The 14787-nt window shown below is 70.4% G+C and carries 16 protein-coding genes; 1 reads left to right on the top strand and 15 read right to left on the bottom strand.

Features of this window, described 5'->3' with window-relative positions:
* Positions 1–74 precede the first annotated feature (74 nt).
* A complete protein-coding gene (locus EDF34_RS08000; protein WP_123370852.1) occupies positions 75–1133 on the top strand; it encodes an ATP-dependent DNA ligase in 1059 nt (352 codons plus the stop codon).
* A gap of 15 nt (positions 1134–1148) precedes the next feature.
* Here the strand turns inward: EDF34_RS08000 and EDF34_RS07995 are convergent, their stop codons facing one another.
* From EDF34_RS07995 to EDF34_RS07925, 15 genes are all read right to left on the bottom strand, one after another.
* Entirely contained in the window at positions 1149–1481 is a 333-nt protein-coding gene (locus EDF34_RS07995) for a hypothetical protein (protein ID WP_123370851.1), read from the bottom strand.
* Entirely contained in the window at positions 1478–2758 is a 1281-nt protein-coding gene (locus EDF34_RS07990; protein WP_123370850.1) for a DUF2207 domain-containing protein, read from the bottom strand. Before EDF34_RS07990 ends, EDF34_RS07995 begins: the two co-directional genes overlap by 4 nt.
* A 70-nt stretch (positions 2759–2828) precedes the next feature.
* On the bottom strand, positions 2829–3299 hold the full coding sequence (smpB, locus tag EDF34_RS07985; RefSeq protein ID WP_123370849.1) for an SsrA-binding protein SmpB: 471 nt from the start codon (positions 3297–3299) through the stop codon (positions 2829–2831).
* 77 nt (positions 3300–3376) lie between these two features.
* Positions 3377–4759 carry a peptidoglycan DD-metalloendopeptidase family protein gene (locus EDF34_RS07980; RefSeq protein ID WP_123370848.1) on the bottom strand — a complete coding sequence of 461 codons (1383 nt, stop codon included), beginning with the start codon at positions 4757–4759 and terminating at the stop codon, positions 3377–3379.
* A gap of 2 nt (positions 4760–4761) precedes the next feature.
* Complete coding sequence (gene ftsX / locus EDF34_RS07975; protein ID WP_123370847.1) at positions 4762–5676, bottom strand: permease-like cell division protein FtsX; 915 nt, start codon at positions 5674–5676, stop codon at positions 4762–4764.
* The gene (gene ftsE / locus EDF34_RS07970) at positions 5676–6365 is read right to left on the bottom strand and encodes a cell division ATP-binding protein FtsE (RefSeq protein WP_123370846.1); all 690 of its coding nucleotides are present in this window, start codon (positions 6363–6365) and stop codon (positions 5676–5678) included. The genes ftsX and ftsE overlap by 1 nt, the downstream gene beginning before the upstream one ends.
* A 148-nt stretch (positions 6366–6513) precedes the next feature.
* Complete coding sequence (locus tag EDF34_RS07965; protein WP_123370845.1) at positions 6514–7782, bottom strand: ROK family transcriptional regulator; 1269 nt, start codon at positions 7780–7782, stop codon at positions 6514–6516.
* Positions 7783–7811: 29 nt separating this feature from the next.
* Entirely contained in the window at positions 7812–9086 is a 1275-nt protein-coding gene (locus EDF34_RS07960) for a sugar ABC transporter permease (RefSeq protein WP_123370844.1), read from the bottom strand.
* Entirely contained in the window at positions 9083–9916 is an 834-nt protein-coding gene (locus tag EDF34_RS07955) for an ATP-binding cassette domain-containing protein (protein WP_123371260.1), read from the bottom strand. The genes EDF34_RS07960 and EDF34_RS07955 overlap by 4 nt, the downstream gene beginning before the upstream one ends.
* A 179-nt stretch (positions 9917–10095) precedes the next feature.
* Entirely contained in the window at positions 10096–11187 is a 1092-nt protein-coding gene (locus EDF34_RS07950; RefSeq protein WP_233575269.1) for a sugar ABC transporter substrate-binding protein, read from the bottom strand.
* A 794-nt stretch (positions 11188–11981) separates the two neighbouring features.
* Positions 11982–13097, bottom strand: coding sequence for a peptide chain release factor 2 (prfB, locus tag EDF34_RS07945; protein WP_123370842.1), 1116 nt, complete (start codon positions 13095–13097; stop codon positions 11982–11984).
* 136 nt (positions 13098–13233) lie between these two features.
* The gene (locus EDF34_RS07940) at positions 13234–13662 is read right to left on the bottom strand and encodes a hypothetical protein (RefSeq protein ID WP_123371259.1); all 429 of its coding nucleotides are present in this window, start codon (positions 13660–13662) and stop codon (positions 13234–13236) included.
* A 77-nt stretch (positions 13663–13739) separates the two neighbouring features.
* Positions 13740–14189 (bottom strand): TadE/TadG family type IV pilus assembly protein, encoded by a 450-nt coding sequence (locus EDF34_RS07935; protein WP_123370841.1) that lies wholly within the window; start codon positions 14187–14189, stop codon positions 13740–13742.
* Positions 14186–14536, bottom strand: a complete 351-nt coding sequence (locus EDF34_RS07930) for a TadE family protein (protein WP_370450045.1) — start codon at positions 14534–14536, stop codon at positions 14186–14188. Before EDF34_RS07930 ends, EDF34_RS07935 begins: the two co-directional genes overlap by 4 nt.
* A 17-nt stretch (positions 14537–14553) precedes the next feature.
* Positions 14554–14772 carry a hypothetical protein gene (locus EDF34_RS07925; RefSeq protein WP_123370840.1) on the bottom strand — a complete coding sequence of 73 codons (219 nt, stop codon included), beginning with the start codon at positions 14770–14772 and terminating at the stop codon, positions 14554–14556.
* Between the last annotated feature and the right edge of the window lie 15 nt (positions 14773–14787).

Raw genomic sequence — 14787 nt, 5'->3', positions numbered from 1 at the left:
AACCGGGCGTACCCGGCAAAGCCCTGAGGTGAACCCGTGGGCTTCCTGTGGGTGATCAGGTGCAGGATGGCGGCATGGACCTGCCCGTGATGCCGCCCGTCGCGCCGATGCTCGCCAAGTCCGTCAAGGAGATCCCCGACGTGGGGCACGTGGAGCCCAAGTGGGACGGGTTCCGGACCATCGTGTTCCGCGACGGCGACGAGGTGGAGCTCGGCAGCCGCAACGAGAAGCCGATGACGCGGTACTTCCCCGAGCTGGTCGAGTCGATCAAGGCCAACACACCGGAGCGGTGCGTGCTCGACGGCGAGATCATCATCGTCACGGGCGACCGGCTCGACTTCGAGGCCCTCCAGCAGCGCATCCACCCGGCCGCGAGCCGCGTGAAGCTGCTCTCCGAGCAGACGCCCGCGTCGTTCGTCGCGTTCGACGTGCTGGCGCTGGACGACGAGGACCTCACGCAGACCCCCTTCGCGGAGCGCCGACGACGGCTCGAGGCCGCCCTCAAGAACGCCAAGGCCCCCGTCCACGTGACCCCCGCGACGAGCGACCTCGCGGTGGCCCAGCAGTGGTTCACCCAGTTCGAGGGTGCGGGGCTCGACGGCGTCGTCGCCAAGCCCGTCGACGGGACCTATCAGCCCGACAAGCGCGCCATGTTCAAGATCAAGCACGAGCGGACGGCGGACTGCGTGGTCGCCGGGTACCGGTGGCACAAGAGCGGCGACATCGTCGGCTCCCTGCTGCTCGGGCTCTACACCGACGACGGGCGGCTGCAGCACGTGGGCGTCGTCGCGAGCTTCCCGATGGCCCGGCGCGCGAGCCTGGTCGAGGAGCTCGCGCCGCTGCGCACCGAGATCGAGGACCACCCGTGGGGGCAGTGGGCCGACCAGTCGGCGCACGAGGGCAAGCGGATGCCCGGCAGCGTCAGCCGCTGGAACGCCGGCAAGGACCTCTCGTTCGTCCCCCTCAAGCCGGAACTGGTCGTCGAGGTCGCCTACGACCACATGGAGGGCGACCGCTTCCGGCACACCACCCAGTTCCGCCGCTGGCGCACCGACCGCGACGCGGCCAGCTGCACCTACGACCAGCTCGAGGAGCCGATCCGCTTCGACCTCGCGGACATCCTCGGCAGCTAGGGCGACCGCGGCGCGTCAGTCGCCGCCCCCGCCCCCTCCCCCGTCGCCGCCGCCACCGCCCCCGTCGCCGAAGCCGCCATCCCCGAAGCCGCCGTGCCCGGAGTGCCCGTGCCCGCTGTGGCCGGAGTGACCGTGCCCGCTGTGGCCGGAGTGACCGTGCCCGGCATCCCCGCTGCCACCGTCGTCGTACCCGAAGCCGCCGTACCCCTCACCGCCGTCCCCGGCCCCGAACCGATCGCGCCGAGATCCGGGCCGCGCCGACCCGGACGAGGCGCGAACAGCGACCAGGACGACAGCGACGATCGCCAGCACCACGGCGAGACCTCCGACCCCCGGCAGCCCGCTCACCAGGACCCACCTCCCCCGCCGCCCGCGCCGCCCCCGGCACCGCCGTCGCCGCCGAACCCGCCGCCGCCCCCAGCCCCGGACCCGGAGCTGAACACCGACGTCCCCGTCGAGTGGAACACCGGCGGCCGCACGTGCGACCAGTACACGGGCACCATCCCGCCGAAGAACATGGCGTTGTACCAGGCGCGCTCCCGCGCGCTCATGCGGGAGTCCATCGGCATCAACGGCGTGAGCATCCAGTTGGCCCGCCCGCCCGCACCCGAAGGAGCGACCGGGTCCATCCGCAGGTAGCCGCGCGCGGCGAGCGACTCGACGACGGCCGGCGGACCGGACGGGCCCGACGCGGACTTCACGACGATCACGATGATCGTGATGACCACCCCGAGGATGCCGATCCCGATCAGCCCACCGAACGCCGCGCCGCCGTTCGAGGCGGACCTGTCGGCGCCCACCTCGCTCCACGAGCCGTCGGGCCCCTGGACGAACGACGGCGGGTTCCCGTTCTCGTCGAGCTCGAGCGGCCCCTCGGGGAGCCCCTCCTCGGCCCAGGCGTCGTCGCTGGAGCTGTCGGGCTCGTCGTCGAACATGGCCGTCGCCCCGGGGAACGTCCCCGCCGGCCACCCCGCAACGACGGTCAGCGCCTCACCGGGCGACAACGCGTCCTGCGCGAACACCGCGCCGTCCGACGTCACGCCCGACGACGAGCACGAGTCTGTCGACCCGACCTCCCCGGCGTAGCACTCCGCCCGCTCCGCACCGGACGGCCCCGCCACCGACACCGTCACGTCGGACAGCGGCAGCTCCCAGTCCGGCCCGATCGGGTCCCAGTACAGCTGGTCGCCGTCGCCGGTCGTCGCGTCGGTGTTGATCAGCCCGAGCAGGGTGTACTCGACGTGGTACTGCTGCACCCCGTCGATGTCGCCGATCGACGGGTCGCCGATCCGGATCTCCACCGTGGTGCCGTCGTCCTGCACGTCGACGTCCGCGGGCGCGTTGCTCGGCGAGGACGCGGACACGTCGGCCACGGTGTAGACCCGGGTGCGCCCGTCGTCGGTCGCCTCCCGCACGGGGACCGTCAGGTAGGGGCCGTGACCCGGCGTGTCGGCGAAGTCCAACGACAGGTCGATCGCGACGTGCGCGGTGCCGTCCGAGTCGAGCTGGACGGACTCGGCGTAGTGAGTGATCTGCTGGTCCCCGTCGGCCGCGGCGGGACCCGCAGCAAGGACGGGCACCAGCCCGACGAACAACCCGGCGACTGCGACAGCAACGCTTCTCATCGTTCCCCCTCGCTCACCCCAACAGCGGATACGCGAAAGGTAAAGCCTAGATATAGCGGCTGTCTAGAGGTCAGCGATCCCGCTTCTCCCGGATCGCCTTCACGGCCTCCAGGTTGTCCTGCCGCTCGCGCAGCGCCTGGCGCTTGTCGTACTCCCGCTTGCCTCGCGCGAGGGCGATCTCGACCTTGGCGCGGCCGTCCAGGAAGTACAGCGACAGGGGCACGATCGTCTGCCCCTTCTCGCGCGTCTTGGACTCCAGGCGGTCGATCTCGTCGCGGTGCAGCAGCAGCTTGCGCTTGCGACGCGGGCCGTGGTTGGTCCAGCTGCCCTGGGAGTACTCGGGGATGTGGACGCCGAGCATCCAGATCTCGTGGCCGTCGATCTCGCAGAAGCCGTCGATCAGCGACGCCCGGCCCATCCGCAGGGCCTTGACCTCGGTCCCGGACAGCACGATGCCCGCCTCGAACACGTCCTCGATGGTGTAGTCGTGCCGGGCCTTGCGGTTGGAGGCAATGACCTTGCGGCCCGTCTCCTTGGGCATGATCGTCGTCCCTTGTTTCGTCTGACTGCCGACGGACGAGCCTACCTGGGCCACCCGGGGGTACGACGAGCGGAAATCTACAGACCCAGCAGCGGGCGCGGGTTCACGGTCGAGCCGTTGACGTACACCTCGAAGTGCAGGTGGCACGCGGCCGACGTCCCGGTGTTGCCCGAGTAGCCGATGAGCTCGCCGCGCTCGACGTACTGGCCGGAGTGGACCACGCCGCGCGTCAGGTGGTTGTAGCTCTCCGCCAGGGAGTTGCCGTTGACCGTGCCGCTGTCGATCATCACCTGGTTGCCGAAGCCGAACCGGAACTTGGACCACATGACGATGCCGTCGCGGCCGGCGTACACCTTGGTGTTGCAGTAGGTGCGCAGGTCGATCCCGGCGTGCAGACGCGTGTAGTGCAGGATCGGGTGGAACCGCATCCCGTACTCGGACGTCACGTGGATCGGGTTGACGCTCGTCGGGTTGCTGAACAGGGCGCCGCCCAGCGGCTTGGACGACGAGTGACCGGGCTTGATCGCGGGCTTGCCGCCGTTCTTCGCCGCCTCGGCCGCAGCCTTGCGGGCCGCCTCCTCGCGCTTGCGCTTGAGCTCGGCGTCACGCGCCTTCGCCTGCGACTTGAGCGCGTTGATCTCCTTCTGGATCTGCTTGGCCTCGGCGTCGGCCTGCGCGATCTCCGCCAGCACCGCGGCGCGCTGGGACTCGAGCGAGACCTGCTTGCTCTTCTGCTCCGCGACGAGGTTGTCGAGCGCCTTGCGGGCCGCCTCGGCCTTGGTCGCCGCGGTCTTGGCCTCGGCGAGCTTGTCCTGCGCCTGGTCGTTGAGCTCGGTGATGCGGCCCTCGACGGCCTCGAGGCGCACGTGCGCGCTCTTGTTGGTCGCCTCGGAGGTCTTGAGGTCGTCGAGCACCTGCGCCTGCGTGCGCAGCGCGGTGGTCATCAGGCCGTAGCGCTCGATGAAGTCGTCGGTGCTGGTCGAGTCGAGGATGACCTCGACGCCCGAGACGGCTCCCCCGGTGCGGTACGCCTCGCGGGCCATCTGGCCGATCGCTGCGCGCGTCTTGGTCGCGTCGTCCGTGTCCTTGGTGATCGTCTCGCCGAGCGTGACCTTCTGGTCCTTGGCGTCCTGCAGGCGGTCCGCGACGAGCTTCGCCTCGCGCTGCGCCTTGTCCCGCACCGCGTTGGCCTCGTCGAGCTTCACCTGCGCGTCCGGGATCTGCCCCTGGATCTCGAGCAGCCGGTCGGACGTCTCCTGGATCTTGGCGTTGACGCCCTCCATCGTGTCCTCGGCGGCCTCGCGCTCCGCCGCGTTCTGCTTCTTCTCCTTCTCGGCGGCCGCGCGCTTGTCGTCGATCGAGTCGCCCGCGGCCGGCGAGGCGACGGCACCGAAGGTCAGGGTGGCGGCGACCGCGCCGACGGCGAGGGCCGCGACGAGACGCAGAGGACGACGACGCATGCTCACACCTTCGTGTAGCGACTGAGCGTGACCAGGGAGGAGATCGCGGCGAGCAGGATCGCCGCCGCGACCAGGAAGGGCGCGACCGTCATCACGTCGGACGTGCTCACGTACGGGATCCAGCCCACGGACGTGCCGAGCCAGTCCGTGATGAGGTACTCGACCCCCAGCCACAGCCCGCCCACGGCAAGCAGCGAGCCGATGGTCGCGGCGATCGCCCCCTCGAGCATGAACGGCAGCTGGATGAACATCGTGGAGGCGCCGACGAGCCGCATGATGCCGGTCTCGCGGCGTCGCGAGAGGGCGGACAGGCGGATCGTCGTCGTGATGAGCAGGACCGCCGCCACTAGCATGACCGCGGCCAGGCCACCGGCGAGCAGCGTCGCGCGGTCGAGCACCAGGAACAGCCGGTCGAACAGGCGGCGCTGGTCCTCGACGGCCTCGACGCCCTGCCTGCCGGAGACGACCTCGGAGACCACCTGGTACTGCTCGGGGTCGGTCAGCTTGATGCGGAACGAGGAGTTCATGTCCGCCGGCGTGGTCGCCGACGCCCAGAACTGGTCCTTGAACTGACGCTGGAACGACTTGAAGGCCTGTTCCTTGGTCTCGAAGTAGATCTTCTCGATGTACGGCTTGACCTCGGGGGCCTCGAGCGCGTCGCGGATCTCCTGCTTCTGCTCGTCGGTGACCTCACCGCCCGCGCAGGTCTTCTCCGAGGAGTTCGCGGGGCACAGGAAGACGGAGACCTCGACCTTGTCGTACCAGTCGTCCTTCATCTTGCCGATCTGCATCTGCAGCAGGGCCGCGCTCCCGACGAAGGTCAGGGAGACGAAGGTGACGAGGATGACCGAGATGGTCATCGACAGGTTGCGACGAAGCCCGATGCCGATCTCGGACAGGATGAACTGCAGGCGCATCAGCGGTCCGACCCGTACACGCCGCGCGACTGGTCGCGGACCATGCTGCCCGTGCTGAGCTCCACGACGCGCTTGCGCATCTGGTCGACGATCTCGTCGTCGTGCGTGGCCATGACCACGGTGGTGCCGGTGCGGTTGATGCGGTCGAGCAGGCGCATGATCCCCAGGGAGGTGGTCGGGTCGAGGTTTCCCGTGGGCTCGTCGCACAGCAGGATCGGCGGGCGGTTGACGAACGCGCGCGCGATGGCCACGCGCTGCTGCTCGCCACCGGACAGCTCGTGCGGGCGCCGCTTCTCCTTGCCGGCCAGGCCGACCATCTCGAGCGTGTCCGGGACCGTCGTGAGGATGTGGTGACGCGGCTTGCCGATCACCTGCAGCGCGAACGCGACGTTCTCGAAGACCGTCTTGTTCGGCAGCAGGCGGAAGTCCTGGAACACCGCACCGATCTGGCGGCGCAGCTGCGGCACCTTCCAGCTCGACAGCGTGCCGAGCTCCTTGCCCGCGACGAAGACCTTGCCGGCCGACGCGCGCTCCTCGCGGAGCACGAGGCGCAGGAAGGTCGACTTGCCGGAGCCCGACGAGCCCACGAGGAACACGAACTCGCCGCGCTCGACGTCCATGGACACGCGGTCGAGCGCCGGTCGGGCGCCGCGCGCGTAGACCTTGGTGACATTCTCAAAACGGATCACGATGCTCGCGGGGCCAGGTTCGGGGACAGGCGGAGGTACTGCTGGCCTCGTCGAGGGTAGGCACCGCCCGTTGTGCGACCGGGCGGTGACACGCCGATGCCTACCTGTGAGTACGCCTCCGGCGCTGCGACCGGGCGATATGCCCTGTTTACCCCGCCTGGTGCAGCACGCGCAGGGGGTGATCCTCGTGCTCGTCGGCCTGCCGCGTGCGGTCGTCGAGGGTGCCCGCGGGGTCCTCGAGGACGTCGGCGAACGCGACCTCGGCGGCGCCGACGAGCTGCGCGTCGGACCCGAGCTCGGAGCGGACCAGCATCGCCTGCTCCCGCATGGGGCCGAGCGCACGCGCGTAGCTGGCGGCCAGCGTGGGCTCCATCGTCGGGTAGAGCGCACCGAGCGTCCCACCGAGCACGACGATGCGCGGGTTGAAGATGTTCACGAGGCTGGCCAGGCCGAGGCCCACCCACTCCCCCGTCTTGCGGACGCCGGCGATGGAGCGGCGGTTGCCGATCGCGACGTCGCTGAGCACGTCCTCGATCTCGGACTCGCGCGGGTCGCGCCCGACGGACCGGATGATGGCGCCGTCGCCGACCTCGGCCTCCCAGCACCCGCGGGCTCCGCACGAGCAGACGCGGCCGCCGGGCTTGACGACGATGTGGCCGACCTCGCCGGCGTAGCCGCCGGCGCCCTTGAGGAGCTCGCCGTCGACGACGACGCCGCCACCGACGCCGACCTCGCCGCGGACGTAGAGGACGTCCTGCGAGCCGCGGGCGGCACCGCGCAGGTACTCGGCGACGACGCCGAGGTCGCCGTCGTTGCCGACCGCGACCGGGTACTTGTGGCCCGTGGCCTCGCGCAACAGGTCCGCGAGCGGGACCTCGTACCAGCCGAGCGGAGGAGAGCGGCGGACCAGGCCGTCGGGCTGCCGGACGCTGCCCATGACGGACACGACGATGCCCAGGCAGACCGACCCGGCGGCGGCGCGCGCCTGCATCTCGGTGGCCAGCGTGGCGATGAGCTGGACGACGGCCGGCACGTCGTGCGGGGACGTGCTGTGCAGCCGTCGTCGGACCTGCAGCATGTAGCCCCCGAGCCCCACGCGGGCCGCGCCCACGCTCGAGGGCGTGACGTCGAACGCCAGCACGTGAGCGCCCGTGCTCAGGGGCTCGACGACGTTGGACGGGCGGCCCTTGCCGCCGACGACGCCGGGCCGCTCACGCACGAGCCCGAGCTTGGTGAGCTCGGAGGTGAGCGACCCGACGGTCGAGCGGTTGAAACCGGTGGAGGCGACCAGGTCCGAGCGCGTGGCCGGACCGTGGAAGTGGAGCAGGCGCAGCACGGCGGACAGGTTGGCCCGCCGGACGTCGTCCTGCGCGGACGCATCGGCAGGTCTGACCTGCGGACCTGCGCCGAGCCGCACCTACTCCACCCCCGTTGTCAGCGCTGTGATCAGAGACGTCCGGTGGCTCGTGCCCGGCGGCGCGAGATCGCGTCGACGGCCGCAGCTGCGACGAGCACACCGCCGGTGACAACGTACTTGACGCCGGACGAGTAACCGAGCAGCCCCATGCCGTTGTCGATGACGGCGATGACAGCGCCACCGATGAGGGCGTCGATGATGCGGCCCTTGCCACCGAAGAGCGACGTGCCACCGATGACCGCCGCGCCGACCGCGTAGAGCAGCACGTTGGAGCCACCCGCGTTGGGGTCGACCGACGTAGCGCGCGAGACGGCGATGATGCCGGCGAAGGCCGCCATCGTCGAGCAGATCATGAAGCAGACCGTGCGCACTGCGGGGACGTTGATGCCCGCGCGACGCGTCGCCTCGGCGTTGCCACCGACCGCGTAGATGTGCCGGCCGAACGCGGTGCGCGTGAGGATGAAGCCCAGGATCAGGGCGAGCACCGCGATCAGCGGGATGACGATCGGCACGCCCATGATCGAGCGGACGGGGTTGACGCTGCGCTCCTGGTTGAGCACGGCGACGAGCCCGAGCACCGCGATCGCGACGGCGGCGATCTTCGCGACGATGACACCGAGCGGGGCCGCGAGCAGACCGCGTGCGCGTCGCTGCGACCAGCCGTAGAGGCTCGCGCCGGCGTAGGCGATGACCGCGAGGGCACCGATCGCCCAGCCGAGCCACGGCGGCAGGTTCTTGTTCTCGATCGCGATGATCACGTTGTCCGTGATCGAGATGTTGCCGCCCGTGCCGATCATCAGCAGGACGACGCCCTGGAAGGCCAGGAACGCCGCCAGGGTCGTGACGAACGACGGGATGCCGACTCGCGCGACCAAGGTGCCCAGCAGTGTGCCGATCACGACACCGACGACGAGCGCCGCCGCGACCGCGCCGTACCAGGGCCAGTCCCACTTGGTCAGCGCGATGGCGAGGGTCGCGCCGCACACGCCCGACGTGACGCCGGCGGACAGGTCGATCTCGCCGATCAGCAGGACGAACACGAGGCCCATCGCGATGACGGTGACGGTCGCGCCCTGCTGGAACAGGTTGGCGATGTTGAGCGCCGAGAAGAACTTCTCGGGCCGCAGCGCGTAGAAGGCGAGCGCGAGGACGACGAGCGCGAGGATCGCGGGCAGCGAGCCCATGTCGCCGCCGCGCACCTTGCGCACGTAGTTGGAGACGGCCTCACCGAACGTGGGCTGCTCGACGGAGCCGGCCAGCAGCGAGGGCGCCGCGGACTCCGGGGGGCGGGTGGACGTGCTCATGCCGGGTTGCTCCCGTTCGCCGTGGGGGTGGTCTTGCTCAGCGCCGGGGTGGCAGCGTTGCCGTTGGCCGATCCGCTCGTGATGAGCTCGATGACCTCGGAGCGCGAGCTGTCCTTGGTGCGGACCTGCGCGGCCGTCTGGCCCAGGTAGAGCACGTTGATGGCGTCGGCGACCTCGAAGACGTCGTTCATGTTGTGCGAGACCAGGACGACGGCCAGTCCGGCGTCGGCCAGGCGGCGCACCAGCTGCAGCACCTGCTCGGTCTGCGCGACGCCGAGGGCGGCCGTCGGCTCGTCGAGGATGACCAGCTTGGAGTTCCACAGCACGGCGCGCGCGATGGCGACCGTCTGGCGCTGGCCGCCCGAGAGGCTGGCGACGTGCTGGCGGATCGAGCGCACGGTGCGCACCGACAGCGAGGCCAGCACCTCCGCGGCACGGGCCTCCATCGCCTGCTCGTCGAGCTGGATGCCCCGCTTGAGCTCGCGGCCCAGGAACATGTTGTGGACGATGTCGAGGTTGTCGCACAAGGCCAGGTCCTGGTAGACGACCTCGATGCCCATGTCGTTGGCCTCGGCGGGGTCCGTGATGTGCACGGGCTCGCCCTGGAACAGGACCTCACCGGCGTCGAAGCCGTAGATGCCGGCGATGCACTTGATCATCGTCGACTTGCCGGCCCCGTTGTCGCCCACGAGAGCGGTCACCTCGCCGGCTCGCGCCACGAGATCGACACCCCGCAGGGCGTGCACAGCGCCGAAGTTCTTGCGGCCTCCGCGGACCTCGAGGATCGGCGGGGGCGCCTGGTTGGGTGCGGCATGCGCTGCTTGTGTCATCGTCCACCTCGTCACGTACATCGAGTCACCCCGCGTCGTCGCGGGTCTGAGCAGGTCGCGTCCTTGCGACCCGTTGCGGCGTCCTTGACGGACGCCAGGCTGGGGCCGGCCGCTGTCGCGGACCGGCCCCAGCCGTCACCGTGGTGACCGCCGGTGAGCGGTCGCCCCGGGGTGGAGCGTCAGGAGATGCCGGCCTCGGTGCACTTGGCAGCGAGGTCCGCGGTGCAGACGTTCTCCTTGGTGGTGTAGCCGTCGGCGATGACGTCCTTCACGTTGTCGAAGTAGATGGCCTGCGGGTCCAGAAGAACCGCCTTGACCTCCTGGTTCGTCTCGGTGTCGGTGACCGAGCCGGTCGCCTGCGAGGACGGGTCCTCACCCTTGGCGAGCGCCACGGCCAGCGCGGAGGCCGCGTCGGCCTCCTTCTTGACGGCCTTGTAGACGGTCATGCACTGGTCGCCCGCGAGGATGTTCTGCAGGCCCTGGTCCGTCGCGTCCTGACCGGTCACCGGGATGCCGTTGGTGCCGTTCTTCTTCAGGATGGCGATCGTGGCGTTGGCCAGACCGTCGTTGGCGGCGTAGACGCCGTCGATCTTGCCGGAGGTGTCGGTGTACATCTGCTCGAACACCGTGCCGGCGATCTGGTTGTCCCACTTGTCGACGGCCTGCTCGGCGACGACCGTGTAGTCCTTGCTGTCGATCTTGGCCTTCAGCGCCTCCTTGGCGCCGGCCGTGAACAGCGTGGCGTTGTTGTCGGTCGGCGAGCCGTTGAGGAAGGCGATGTTGGCCTTCGTCTTGCCGGCGTCGTCGAGGCACTTCTGCAGGCCCTCGCCCTGGAGCTGGCCGACCTTGTTGTTGTCGAACGACACGTAGAAGTCCGCGCCGCCGCCCAGCGTCAGGCGGTCGTAGTCGATCGTGGCGATGCCGGCCTGCTTGGCCTTGGCCAGGACGGCCTTGCCCGAGCCGGAGTCCAGGTTGACGATCATGAGGACGTTGACGCCGCTCGTGATCATCTGGTCCGCGATCGTCTGGAACTGCGTCGCGTCGCCCTGGGCGTTCTGGATGTCGGAGTCGACACCAGCGGCCTCGAAGGCCTCGGTCAGGTACTTCTTGTCGGCGGTCTCCCACCGGGCCGAGGACTTCGTGTCCGGAAGGATCACGCCGACCTTCGGCTTGGCTCCACCATCGGTGGACCCGCTGCTCTCGCCGCTGCCCGGCGAGTCGTCGCTGCTACATCCAGCCAGCAGCAGTCCGGTCGCCGTGATGGCGGCCATCCCCAGCATCATGCTCCGTCGCATTGTGCTCCCTCTCGTGACGACGCCTCGTCGCGTCCGTCTCCAGCCGGCGCATCAGAGCGGCCGGACTATTGTTGCGGGCCACAACATATGTCCGTCCCGGCGTCCTCACAAGCATGAACACCGGATCCGTCGCCGAATCGTGACCTTCCTGGGACCTTCGACCCTGGTGGCCGTTGTCCGACATGCCCCCGGCAATCACTTCATGTTGGGTGCCGCAACAAACCCTGTGCAAGCCCTGAGCCCGGCGGCTGGGGCACGAACACGCTGCTCGGCGGGCTGCGGGGCTGCGCCGAGGGCTCGTCGGGCGGCGCGGGCAGCGTCGGGCCGCGCGTGGCTCGCGGCCCCGAGGCCACCTGCTCGCGGCGTCGATGGCTCGAGCGGGGTCCGTCCCGTGCCGCGCGCCCGAAGTCACGCGAACGGGTGACGCCCGTCGCGGTCGACCACCGCTCCGGGCCACTCCCCTCGCTGCAGAACCCTTGTGTTCAGCCTTGATCACACATAGCGGCATCAACGCTGAACACAAGCGCCCGCGCGCCGAGGAGAGGACGCGGGGCCCGGCGCCGCATGGGGATCAGTGCGCGACGCGGGCAGCGGCCGGCGTCGGGGCGAGACCCCTGCGACCCGGGGAGCCGCGGGAAGGTTCACCGCCGCTTGTGTTCAGCCTTGATCGCACCTAGCGGCATCAACGCTGAACACAACCCCCCGCGACGCGCGGCGGGAAGGTGCTGCCGGCTGGGGCTCGCGGGCGGCGGCCGGCGGTGTGACGAACGTCAGCTGTTCGCCATCTCCTGCTCCTTGCGCCACCGGATGCCAGCCTCGATGAAGTCGTCGATGTCCCCGTCGAACACGGCGGACGGGTTGCCGACCTCGTGCTCGGTGCGCAGGTCCTTGACCATCTGGTACGGCTGCAGCACGTAGGAGCGCATCTGGTCGCCCCAGCTGGCCTTGATGTCGCCGGCCATCTCCTTCTTCTTCGCGTCCTCCTCGGCCTTGCGGACCAGGAGCAGGCGGGACTGGAGCACGCGCAGGGCGGCGGCGCGGTTCTGGATCTGCGACTTCTCGTTCTGCATCGACACGACGATGCCGGTCGGGATGTGCGTCATGCGCACGGCGGAGTCGGTCGTGTTGACCGACTGCCCACCCGGGCCGGACGAGCGGAAGACGTCGACCTTGATCTCCGACTCGGGGATCTCGACGGAGTCGGTCTGCTCGATCAGCGGGATGACCTCGACCGCGGCGAACGACGTCTGGCGGCGGCCCTGGTTGTCGAACGGCGAGATGCGCACCAGGCGGTGCGTGCCGGCCTCGACCGACAGGTGCCCGAACGCGTACGGCGCCTTGACCTCGAAGGTGGCCGACTTCAGCCCGGCCTCCTCCGCGTAGGAGGTGTCCAGCACGGTGGTCGGGTAGTTGTGGCGCTCGGCCCAGCGCAGGTACATGCGCAGCAGCATCTCGGCGAAGTCGGCGGCGTCCACGCCACCGGCACCCGAGCGGATCGTGACGACCGCCTCGCGCTGGTCGTACTCGCCGGCCAGCAGCGTGCGGACCTCGAGCTCGCCCAGGTCCTTGCGGATCTTGACCAGCTCGGCGTCGGCCTCGTTGAGCGTGTCCTCGTCGTCCATCTCGACGGCCATCTCGACGAGCGTCTCGAGGTCGTCGATCCGGCCGCCGAGCTTGCTCACGCGGTCGAGCTCGGACTGTGTCTGGGACAGCGCGCTGGTGACCTTCTGGGCCGCCTCGGGGTCGTCCCACAGGTTGGGGACCGACGCCTGCTCGGACAGCTCGGCGATCTTCGCCTTCAGCGTGGTCGGGTCGCTCACGGCCTGGATCGAGCCCAGGGTGCTGCGCAGATCACGGATCTCGGCGGGAAAGTCGGTGGTGGCCACGACCGTCCAGGCTACCGGGCATCGACGTGCGCGGCACACACGGCCCGGCTGCATCACGTGCGACAGCACCTGCGACGCCGGCCACGGGGGTGCCACGGGGCCGCCACAGGGCCGCCGGGGGCGTCACGCGGATCGCTCAGCGGGCGCTCGCGTCCGACTCGGCGGTGATCGTGATGCCGTCGGACCACGGAGCGAGCACCCAGGAGATGATCACCGGCCGCACGACCGCGGCGAGCTCGACGTGCGCGGTCGCCCCGCCGTCGACGGCCGCGGCGGTGTAGCCGAAGTCGCGCCACCGGGCGGTCGCTGCCGGATTGTCGGCCAGGTACTCGGCGGCGGCGGCGCGGACGGTCGCCGTCGAGATCGCTGCCGGCTCGGTGCCGGGGTCGCCGCGGCCGGCGCCGGGGGCGAAGTAGGCGTCGTCGTCCACGGCGTCGGCGGCCTCGAGGGCCATCACGTCCGCGAGCGCGAGCAGTCGCTTGCGCTCGAGGTGCACGCCGGCAGCCGACGCGACGACGGAGATGAGCAGCAGCGCGACGACCACGAACCCGATGGTCAGGAGCATGATCTGCCCGTCGTCGCCGCCTCGCCGCACCAGCGATCGCCGGCGCCACGTCGTTCTCCACCGGCTCACCGCCGCCGTCACCCGCCCGCCCGGTACTCGTCGACCGGCGCCGAGCGCGTGGCGCTGACCGGCACCGCCAGCGGCACGGCGTCGCGCACGAACCCCGGCACGAACGGCAGAGGCACGCTGATCTCCACGTCGGCCTCGACGTCTCCCCCGGGCGTGAGGCACGGGTCCTCGGAGCAGACGACGGTGAGCGCCCCGGCGGGGTCGTCGGTGAATCCCTGGTCCTGCAGAGCGATGCCCACGGAGGCGACGGCGGCCCGCGAGCCCTCGTCGGCCGAGTCCGACCGCACGTACACGCGCGCGGCCTCGCGCGCCGCACCTTCCACGGCGAACGTCGCGGCCTCGATCTTGCCCAGCACGAGCACCAGGTAGACGAGCGGCACCAGCAGGACGAGCGAGACGCCGATGAACTCGATGATCGCGCTCCCCTCGTCGCCGCGCGGGAGCTCCCACCGGCTCACGGGACCTCGGCGAGCGCGTGGCCGTGGACGGTGAGCGATCCGACGGCGCCGACGAAGCCGAGGGCAGGCAGCGGCGCGGTGACGTCGACCTGCACGAGCTCGAGCCCGTCGCGCTCGACCCGTCGCGCCGCGACGTCGTCGGAGAACCGCGATGACAGCGCGCCGTCGACCAGCTGGCGGGTGCGGGCGACGGCGTCGTCGGTGTCGTTGCCCGCGAGCGCGCCGTACCGGGCGCCCTCGCTCGCCGAGTCGATGAGCGTGTTCCGCACGTGCAGCACGAGCGTGAGCTGCACGATCGCGACGAACAGCACGGTGACCAGCGCGCCGATCAGCGCGAAGTCGACGATCGCGGAGCCCGCGTCGGTCAGCCGTGGACGCTCTTGATGGCGTCCGAGAAGACGTCGCTGAGGGTGTCGCCGGCCAGGACCCACAGTGCGGTGACCAGGCCGGCGGTCATGAGGGTGACGAGCACCCAGCCGGGGACGTCGCCGCGGTCGCTGCCCGGCCCGGGCAGGCGCCGGAGCAGTGCGGCCCAGGCTGCACGGGGGCGGGATCGTCGGGTTGTTCGCGTGGTCGTCGTCATGGTGGTCCTCCCTGG

Origin of the sequence: Cellulomonas sp. PhB150, from assembly GCF_003755175.1 — a bacterium.
GTDB lineage: Bacteria > Actinomycetota > Actinomycetes > Actinomycetales > Cellulomonadaceae > Cellulomonas.
The sequence above is the reverse complement of the archived record's forward strand: the minus strand, read 5'-3'. Positions and strand labels throughout refer to the sequence as shown.

Coding starts and splice junctions, on each gene's coding strand:
- EDF34_RS08000 (WP_123370852.1), top strand. CDS start 75: ATGGACCTGCCCGTGATGCCGCCCGTCGCGCCGATGCTCGCCAAGTCC.
- EDF34_RS07990 (WP_123370850.1), bottom strand. CDS start 2,758: ATGAGAAGCGTTGCTGTCGCAGTCGCCGGGTTGTTCGTCGGGCTGGTG.
- smpB (WP_123370849.1), bottom strand. CDS start 3,299: ATGCCCAAGGAGACGGGCCGCAAGGTCATTGCCTCCAACCGCAAGGCC.
- EDF34_RS07980 (WP_123370848.1), bottom strand. CDS start 4,759: ATGCGTCGTCGTCCTCTGCGTCTCGTCGCGGCCCTCGCCGTCGGCGCG.
- ftsX (WP_123370847.1), bottom strand. CDS start 5,676: ATGCGCCTGCAGTTCATCCTGTCCGAGATCGGCATCGGGCTTCGTCGC.
- EDF34_RS07960 (WP_123370844.1), bottom strand. CDS start 9,086: ATGAGCACGTCCACCCGCCCCCCGGAGTCCGCGGCGCCCTCGCTGCTG.
- EDF34_RS07955 (WP_123371260.1), bottom strand. CDS start 9,916: ATGACACAAGCAGCGCATGCCGCACCCAACCAGGCGCCCCCGCCGATC.
- EDF34_RS07950 (WP_233575269.1), bottom strand. CDS start 11,187: ATGGCCGCCATCACGGCGACCGGACTGCTGCTGGCTGGATGTAGCAGC.
- EDF34_RS07940 (WP_123371259.1), bottom strand. CDS start 13,662: ATGCTCCTGACCATCGGGTTCGTGGTCGTCGCGCTGCTGCTCATCTCC.
- EDF34_RS07925 (WP_123370840.1), bottom strand. CDS start 14,772: ATGACGACGACCACGCGAACAACCCGACGATCCCGCCCCCGTGCAGCC.